General features: G+C 70.6%; 9 protein-coding genes. All 9 read left to right on the top strand.

Going from position 1 to position 8548, the window contains the following annotated elements; all coding sequences use genetic code 11:
* The first annotated feature begins 182 nt into the window (after window positions 1-182).
* The 9 genes from ACFHVL_RS19090 to ACFHVL_RS19050 all read left to right on the top strand — a co-directional run bounded on the left by ACFHVL_RS19090 (window position 183) and on the right by ACFHVL_RS19050 (window position 8295).
* Window positions 183-332 (top strand): hypothetical protein, encoded by a 150-nt coding sequence (locus ACFHVL_RS19090; protein ID WP_416629508.1) that lies wholly within the window; start codon window positions 183-185, stop codon window positions 330-332.
* A complete protein-coding gene (panC, locus tag ACFHVL_RS19085; RefSeq protein ID WP_416629507.1) occupies window positions 329-1216 on the top strand; it encodes a pantoate--beta-alanine ligase in 888 nt (295 codons plus the stop codon). Before ACFHVL_RS19090 ends, panC begins: the two co-directional genes overlap by 4 nt.
* Window positions 1216-1662 carry an aspartate 1-decarboxylase gene (gene panD, locus ACFHVL_RS19080; RefSeq protein WP_416629506.1) on the top strand — a complete coding sequence of 149 codons (447 nt, stop codon included), beginning with the start codon at window positions 1216-1218 and terminating at the stop codon, window positions 1660-1662. Before panC ends, panD begins: the two co-directional genes overlap by 1 nt.
* A 128-nt stretch (window positions 1663-1790) precedes the next feature.
* Window positions 1791-2696, top strand: a complete 906-nt coding sequence (locus ACFHVL_RS19075; RefSeq protein WP_416629505.1) for a septum formation family protein — start codon at window positions 1791-1793, stop codon at window positions 2694-2696.
* 100 nt (window positions 2697-2796) lie between these two features.
* The gene (locus ACFHVL_RS19070) at window positions 2797-4497 is read left to right on the top strand and encodes an L-aspartate oxidase (protein ID WP_416629503.1); all 1701 of its coding nucleotides are present in this window, start codon (window positions 2797-2799) and stop codon (window positions 4495-4497) included.
* On the top strand, window positions 4482-5408 hold the full coding sequence (gene nadC / locus ACFHVL_RS19065) for a carboxylating nicotinate-nucleotide diphosphorylase (protein ID WP_416629502.1): 927 nt from the start codon (window positions 4482-4484) through the stop codon (window positions 5406-5408). The genes ACFHVL_RS19070 and nadC overlap by 16 nt, the downstream gene beginning before the upstream one ends.
* A 17-nt stretch (window positions 5409-5425) precedes the next feature.
* The gene (locus ACFHVL_RS19060) at window positions 5426-6184 is read left to right on the top strand and encodes a type III pantothenate kinase (protein WP_416629501.1); all 759 of its coding nucleotides are present in this window, start codon (window positions 5426-5428) and stop codon (window positions 6182-6184) included.
* A gap of 173 nt (window positions 6185-6357) precedes the next feature.
* Window positions 6358-7812: a lysine--tRNA ligase gene (gene lysS / locus ACFHVL_RS19055; RefSeq protein WP_416629515.1), complete on the top strand. Its 1455-nt coding sequence runs from the start codon at window positions 6358-6360 to the stop codon at window positions 7810-7812.
* A 132-nt stretch (window positions 7813-7944) separates the two neighbouring features.
* Complete coding sequence (locus ACFHVL_RS19050) at window positions 7945-8295, top strand: Lsr2 family protein (RefSeq protein WP_326549857.1); 351 nt, start codon at window positions 7945-7947, stop codon at window positions 8293-8295.
* Window positions 8296-8548: the final 253 nt, after the last annotated feature.

Raw genomic sequence — 8548 nt, 5'->3', positions numbered from 1 at the left:
GCTGGAGCAGCGGGCCCCCGCTGGAGCAGCGGGCCCCCGCTGGAGCAGCGGGCCCCCGCTGGAGCAGCGGGCCCCCGCTGGAGCAGCGGGTGAAGGTTTTCACACACCGTTGTTTCAGGTGTGTGGCGGCGGCGCATACTTGGCGGCGACCGGTACCCCCGTTTCGAGGACTGGATCACGCCATGAGCGCAGCTGTGCGCCTACCAGCGGTGGACACTCCCGCACCTGCCGTCGGGGTACAACTGCTCGACGTGCTGGCCGGGCGGGGGACGGTGGCGGCGACGCACCGGTCGGTGACCGCTGGCGGGCAGCGCCGGGAGTCGGTCCGATGAGTCGGCCGATCGCCGCTCCGCCGGGGCTGCAGGTCGTCTGGACCCGGGCCGAGTTGGCCGCCGTGCGTGCCGGGTGGTCCGGCTCGGTTGCCGTGGTGATGACCATGGGTGCCCTGCACGACGGGCACGCGGCGCTGCTGCGGGCGGCGGCGCGCCGCGCCGACCACGTGGTCGTGACGGTCTTCGTCAACCCGCTGCAGTTCGGCCCGACCGAGGACTTCGACCGCTATCCGCGCACGATCGACGACGATCTGGAGATCTGCCGGCAGGCCGGGGTCGGCGCGGTCTTCGCCCCGAGCCGGGCCGAGATGTATCCGAACGGCGAGCCGATGGTCCGGCTCGACCCGGGGCCGCTGGGCGGGATCCTCGAAGGTGCCAGCCGTCCCGGTTTCTTCCACGGGGTGCTCACCGTGGTGTTGAAGCTGCTCCAGGTCACCCGACCCGACCTGGCGTTCTTCGGGGAGAAGGACTACCAGCAGCTGACCCTGGTGCGGCGGATGGTCCGGGACCTGGACCTGCCGGTGGAGATCGTCGGAGTGCCGACGGTACGGGAGCCGGACGGGCTGGCCCGGTCCAGCCGGAACCGCTACCTGTCCGCGCCGCAGCGTCAGGTGGCGTTGGGGCTCTCGGCCGCGCTACGGGCCGGCGCGGCGCACGCCGGCGGCGGCGGTGCGCTCGACGAGGTGCTGTCCGCCGCTCGGCTGGCCTTCGAGCGGACTGCCGGCGGCGACGCCGAGCTGGACTACCTGGTGCTCACCGACCCGGAGCTCGGCCCGCCGGTCGCCGGGGTGGGCCGGCTGCTGATCGCCGCCCGGGTCGGCGGGACCCGGTTGATCGACAACATGCCGGTCGAACTGACCGGATCTCGTGCGGAAGGACACTGATGCTGCGCACCATGCTCAAGTCGAAGATCCACCGGGCCACCGTGACCCAGGCCGACCTGCACTACGTCGGCTCGGTCACCGTGGACGCCGACCTGCTGGAGGCGGCGGATCTGCTGCCGGGCGAGCAGGTGGCCATCGTGGATGTGACGAACGGGGCGCGGTTGGAGACGTACGTCATCGAGGGGGTCAGGGGCAGCGGCGTGATCGGCATCAACGGCGCCGCCGCCCATCTGGTGCACCCCGGCGACCTGGTCATTCTCATTGCGTACGGACATTTCACCGACGCTGAGGCCCGGCAGTACGCCCCACGGGTGGTGCACGTCGACGCCGCCAACAAGATCATCGAGCTCGACGCGGACCCGGCTGGCGCACCGGCCGGCGTGGCCGGCGACCCGGTACGCGGGGACACGGTCGTCGACTGGCCGGTGGTTGCCGGCACGTCGTAGCGTGGGAACGACCGCGCCACCAGGCTGGTCGTCGACCATTCGGCACCGGCCGGTCACCAGCCGGTGACCAGGCGGTCACGTATGCTCGGCGGTCCGGACCGCCTGCCCAGTGCCCTGTGGGAGGGACTATGCGTCGATGGACCGCCGCCATTGCCGTGGGCGGCGCGCTCGCGCTCGGCCTGACTGGTTGCGGCCTGCCCGATGGCGTGGACGGAGAGCTGACCGACAACTGGCAACCCATCGCCGAGCCGAGTTCGTTCGTGCCACCGGCGGAGATCTGCCACCCGGGTGACTTCGCCGAGACCGCCTACCTGTCGTCGTACAGTCCGGTGGACTGCGCCGCTCCGCACCGGATCGAAACCGTGCACGTCGGGACGTTCGGTGCCGCTGCCGCGGAGGCGGCCGCCCCGCCCACCCAGGACTCCGCCGAGATCCGCGCCGCGTACGCCGAGTGCGACACCAAGACCACGGAGTACGTCGGGGCCGACTGGCGCCTGGGCCGGCTCTGGGTCGGCGTCGCGGTGCCGTCACCGGCGGCCTGGGACGGCGGCGCCCGCTGGTTCCGCTGCGACGTGACCGAGGTGACCAACGTCGAGGACAACGGCGGTACGGCCAGTCGGACCGCGAGCCTGCGCGACGCGCTCGCCGAGCCGTCGCCGCTGCACCTGACCTGCTACGGAGTCCGCAACGACAGCAACGGCGCGATCGACACCATGCCGGCGGAGCAGTGCGACCAGCCGCACAACGCGGAGTTCGCCGGTGTCTGGCAGGCGCCGGACATCCCGTACCCGACCCGGGACCGGGACTGGAGCCAGTTCCACGCCGAGTGCCGCAAGGTGATCGGCCGGTATGCCAGCGTGCCGCTCGACGACAACCTGCAGTTCCGCACCGGCGTGATCTCGTTGCCGGGCGGCGCGGCGGAGTGGGCGGCCGGCAACCGTGGCGTCCGCTGCTACCTGTGGCTCAACGAGCGCAAGGTCAGCAAATCACTCAAGGGCGCCGGGGCCGACGGTCTGCCGATCCAGTTCGAATAGTTCCCTTCGAGCAGTTCCCGAGGTCGCCCACCGGGTGTATCGGCCCACATCCGGTCGCCCCGCCGCCCCCGCGCCGGGCCCGGCGGGGTTGACTTGCTCCATGCTCGTGGACACCCCGGACCTGCCCGCCCTGCCCGGCCGGCTCGCCGCGCCGCAACCCGGTTGGGTGGAGACCACCGACGTGGTGGTCGTCGGTTCCGGGATCGCCGGTCTGACCGCCGCGCTGTACCTGCGGGAGGCAGGCCTGCACGTCACCGTGGTGACGAAGGTCAACATCGACGACGGGTCGACCCGGTGGGCCCAAGGTGGCATCGCCGGGGTCCTGAGCCCACTCGACACACCGGCCGCACACGCCCAGGACACCGAGATCGCCGGGGTCGGGCTCTGCGACCCGGCTGCGGTCCGGGTGCTCGTCGAGGAGGGCCCGGCCCGGATCCGGGAGTTGATTCGGGTCGGTGCCGAGTTCGACCGGGACGCCGACGGCGCACTGCTGCTCACCCGCGAGGGCGGCCACCGGGCGAACCGGATCGTGCATGCCGGTGGTGACGCGACCGGTGCCGAGGTGCAGCGGGCGCTGCACGCCGCGGTACGCCGCGATCCGTGGATCCGGCTGATCGAGCACGCGCTGGTGGTCGACCTGCTGCGGGGCGCGCCGCAGCGGGCCGGTGGCCCGGCCCGGGCCTGCGGCGTCACCCTGCACGTACTCGGCGAAGGCACCCCGGACGGCGTCGGGGCGATCATGGCCCGCGCGGTCGTGCTGGCCACCGGCGGGATGGGGCAGATCTTCGCCACCACCACCAACCCGGCGGTCTCCACCGGCGACGGCGTGGCGCTCGCGCTACGGGCCGGTGCCGCCGTGGCCGACCTGGAGTTCGTCCAGTTCCATCCGACGGCCCTGGTGACGCCGGGCGGTGCGGGCGGCAGCGGCCAGCAGCCGTTGGTGTCCGAGGCGTTGCGCGGCGAGGGCGCCCAGCTGGTCGACGCCGACGGCAAGCGGTTCATGCTCGGTCAGCACGAACTCGCCGAGCTGGCCCCGCGCGACGTGGTCGCCAAGGGCATCCACCGGGTGATGGCGGCCAACGACAGCGACAATGTCTTCCTGGACGCCCGGCATCTCGGCGCCGAGTTCCTGGCCCGCCGGTTTCCGACGATCGTCGCCTCCTGCCGGGCCGTCGGGGTCGATCCCGCCGAGGCGGTGATCCCGGTCGCGCCGGCGGCCCACTACGCCTCCGGCGGCGTCCGGACGGACCTGTACGGCCGCACGACCATCCCCGGTCTGTACGCCTGCGGTGAGGTCGCCTGCACCGGGGTGCACGGTGCCAACCGGCTGGCCAGCAATTCGTTGCTCGAAGGGCTGGTCTTCGCCCGGCGGATCGCCGACGACATCGCCCGACACCTGCCGGCGCAGGTCGAACCGGCCAGCGCGGGTGCGGGCGGCACCGTCGCCGCCGACGGCGGTTGGGTGGTGTCGGCGCAGGCCCGGCGGCCGCTGCAGCGGGCGATGGGCCGCGGCGCGGGAGTGCTGCGCTCCGGCGAGTCACTTGCCGACGCCGCCGCCGAGCTGTGCCGGTTGGCCGCCGGTCGGGGCACGTCGGACACCGCGGCCTGGGAGGCGACTAATCTGGTCACCGTCGCCACCGCGTTGGTGGCGGCGGCGTACGCCCGGCAGGAGACCCGGGGTTGTCACTGGCGTGACGACTTCCCCCTGGCTGCCGAGGGCTGGTTGGGACATCTGGTGAGCAGCCTCGGCCCGGCCGGGCAGCCCACCCTCACCTGGGAGCCGTCATGCGCAGCGAGGTGATCGCCGGGTTGCGGGCCGGCGGGTTGGATCCGGGCGTGGTCGAGTCGGTCGTCGCCACCGCGTTGGCCGAGGATCTCGGCCCGGCCGGCCTGGACGTGACCACGGCCGCCACGATCGATCCCGGCCAGGTCGGCACCGCTGAGCTGGTGGCCCGCGCCGACGGGGTGGTCGCCGGCCTGGCACTGGCCGCCGTGGTGTTCGACGCGGTGCCCCCGATCGGTACGGACGTCGAGGTGCGGCTGCACCGGACCGACGGGGAACGGGTGCCGGCCGGCACGGTGCTGGCCACCTTCACCGGCCCGGTGCGGATTCTGCTGACCGGTGAGCGGACCGTGCTCAATCTGATCAGCCGGCTGTCCGGGGTGGCGACGCACACCCGGGCATGGGCGGACGCGCTGCACGGTTCGAAGGCGACCGTGCTGGACACCCGCAAGACCACCCCCGGGCTGCGGCTGCTGGAGAAGTACGCGGTGCGGGTCGGCGGGGGTGGCAACAAGCGGATGGGCCTGTACGACGTGGCGATGGTCAAGGACAACCACAAGCTGGCCGCCGGTGGGGTGGGTGCGGCGTACCGCCGGTGCCAGGAGTCGTTCCCCGACGTCGCGGTCGAGGTGGAGGTGACGACCCTGGCCGAGGCGGTGGAGGCGGTGGACGCCGGCGCGACGTTCCTGCTCTGCGACAACATGTCACCGGAGCTGCTGCGGGCGGTGGTGGCCGAGGTGGGTGACCGGGCCGAGCTGGAAGCCACCGGTGGGTTGACGCTGGCCAATGCGGCGCGGTACGCGGCGACCGGGGTGGACCATCTGTCGGTCGGTGCGTTGACCCACTCGTCGCCGATCATGGACATCGCCCTCGATCTGCGCCCGGCCGACCGGGCTGACGCCGCCGGCCGGGTCGGGTCGGTCGGCTGACGGCCTGAGGAGACGACATGCTGCTCTGTATCGACATCGGCAACACCAACACCGTGCTGGCCACCTTCGCCGGCGACAAGCTGGTCCACTCCTGGCGGATCAAGACCGACGCCCGGTCCACCGCCGACGAGCTGGGGCTGATGTTCCGCGGGCTGCTCGCCGGGGACGCGGTGGAGATCACCGGGGTCGCCGCTTGTTCGACGGTGCCGGCGGCACTGCGGTCGCTACGGTCCATGCTCGGCCGCTACTACGGCGACATCCCGTACGTGATCGTCGAGCCCGGGGTGAAGACCGGGGTGCAGTTGGCGATCGACAATCCCAAGGAGGTGGGGTCGGACCGGGTGGTCAACACGCTTGCCGCGTACACCCTCTACGGCGGCCCGTCGATCGTCGTCGACTTCGGCACCACCACCAACTTCGACGTGATCAGCGCCCGGGGCGAGTTTCTCGGCGGGGCGTTCGCCCCCGGCATCGAGATCTCCTTCGACGCGTTGGCGGCCCGGGCCGCGCAGTTGCGAAAGGTCGAGCCGACCAGGCCCCGTTCGGTGATCGGCAAGAACACCGTCGAGTGCCTGCAGTCCGGCATGTACTTCGGTTTCGCCGGTCAGGTTGACCGGATCGTGGATCGGATGGCGGAGGAGTTAGGCCAGCTCAGCGCGGTTATCGCGACCGGTGGCTTGGCGCCGGTGGTGATCGGCGAGTGTCGCACCATCACTCACCACGAGCCGATGATCACCCTGATCGGCCTGCGCATGGTGTATGAGCGGAACATCTGACCGGCGCGTGGCGCCCTTATCGACGGCCAGGCCGATCCGGGTTGAGTACGCTCGTTGCCGCACCAACTCAACGAGCCTGCCGCCCGTTGTCCGTACCCCCTGTGTTGAGGATGCTCACCGTGAACAAGCACGTGACCGTACCCGACGACGCCGCTGAGGAGCTGCCCGAGCAGATGCGGGTGCGCCGGGAAAAGCGGGACCGGTTGCTGGCGCAGGGCGTCGAGCCGTACCCGGTCGGATATTCCCGGACCACGTCGTTGGCGCGGCTGCGAGAGCGGTTCGCCGACCTGCCGACCGACACGGCGACCGGCGAGCAGGTCGCGGTGACCGGCCGGGTGATCTTCGTCCGGAACACCGGCAAGCTCTGTTTCGCCACCGTACGCGAGGGCGACGGCACCGAACTCCAGGTGATGCTCTCCCGGGACCGGGTCGGCGAGGAGCGGCTGGAGGACTGGAAGCGGCTGGTCGACATCGGCGACCACGTGGGCGTCGCCGGTGAGGTGATCACCAGCCGCCGAGGCGAGTTGTCGGTCCTCGCTGAGCAGTGGCAGATCACCGCGAAGGCGTTGCGGCCGTTGCCGGTGGCGCACAAGCCGCTGAGCGAGGAGGCGCGGGTCCGGCAGCGTTACGTGGACCTGATCGTGCGGCCCGAGGCGCGGCAGATGGTGCACACCCGGGCGACGGTGCTGCGTACTCTTCGTGACAACTTTCACCAGCGTGGGTTCATCGAGGTCGAGACACCGATGCTGCAGGTGCTGCACGGTGGCGCGGCCGCCCGCCCATTCGTCACACACAGCAATGCTCTCGGCGCTAATCTGTATCTGCGAATCGCCCCGGAGCTTTTTCTGAAGCGGTGTGTGGTCGGTGGCATCGATCGGGTGTTCGAGATCAACCGGAACTTCCGGAATGAAGGCGTCGACTCGTCCCACTCGCCGGAGTTCGCGATGCTGGAGACTTACGAAGCGTACGGAGACTACGACACGATGGCACGGCTGACCCGCGAACTGGTGCAGCAGTGCGCCATCGGAGTCAGTGGGTCACATGTTGTCACCCACGCCGACGGGTCGGAGTTCGACCTGGGTGGCGACTGGCGGACCGTCTCGCTGTACGGAGTGTTGTCGGAAGCTCTCGGTGAGGAAGTCACCGTGGCAACCGACCGAGCGCAGTTGCTGCGTTACGCCGAGAAGTTCGACGTCGCGGTCGACCCGAAGTGGGGGCCGGGCAAGCTGGCGGAGGAACTCTTCGAAGAATTGGTCGTACCACATCTACACCGGCCGACGTTCGTGCGGGACTACCCGGTGGAGACCAGCCCGCTCACCCGGGCCCACCGCACCGCGCCGGGGCTGGCCGAGAAGTGGGATCTCTACGTCCGTGGCGTCGAGCTGGCCACGGCGTACAGCGAGCTGGTCGACCCGGTGGTGCAACGGGAGCGGCTGGTGGAGCAGGCCCGGTTGGCCGCCGGTGGTGATCCGGAGGCGATGCGCCTCGACGAGGACTTCCTGCGGGCGATGGAGTACGGAATGCCGCCGGCCGGGGGCATGGGAATGGGAATCGACCGGTTGCTGATGGCCCTGACCGGCCTGGGTATTCGCGAAACCATCCTCTTCCCGCTGGCTCGCCCGGAGTAGATCGAGGCGTACTCCGGAGGAGTTCGGGGAAGTTTCTCGGGGGGAGTTTGCGCGTCCTATTGACGGCTGGCGCATCTTTCGGGCTATTGTGCTCCTGATTGCGGGAGAACGTGCTCGGAAGGACTACGGCCTGTGGCCAAGCAGATCATTCACAAGTTGGTCGACGATCTGGACGGTGGAGACGCCGACGAGACCGTCAAGTTCGCCCTCGACGGCGTCCAGTACGAGATCGACCTCTCGGAGAAGAACGCGGACAAATTGCGGCAGGTTTTCGCTCCGTACGTGGGTGCCGGGACCAAGATCGGCCGCGGTGGCGTGGTCGTTGGCGGTCGGGCCGCACGGGGTCGGGGCGGCGCTGCCGCTGACCGCGAGCAGAACCGGGCGATCCGGGCCTGGGCGAAGAAGGAAGGCAAGGAGATCTCCGACCGCGGGCGGATTCCGCAGGAGATCGTGGACGAGTACCACGCCAAAGCCGGACGCTGATCGTTCTCGGCGTGCCGGAGCCGGTCAGCTGTCCGGCGATGTGGACGCTGTGACACGAGGTGCGGATGTCATCATCCGCACCTCGTGTCGTTTTTGGCAGCTCCCGAGCAGGTCCGCAGCCGGCGCTCGTCGGCCGAACCACCGTGCTGAGCAGGTCCGGAACGGGTTGTCCACAGCCTGTGTGCTACTTGTCCACAGGCCTGTGGACAACCGGTCGGGGGGGGTTCGGTACGGACGGCGCGCCCGAGGGTGC

Source organism: Micromonospora sp. LOL_023 (assembly GCF_048060115.1).
Taxonomy (GTDB): Bacteria; Actinomycetota; Actinomycetes; order Mycobacteriales; family Micromonosporaceae; genus Micromonospora_E.
The sequence above is the reverse complement of the archived record's forward strand: the minus strand, read 5'-3'. Positions and strand labels throughout refer to the sequence as shown.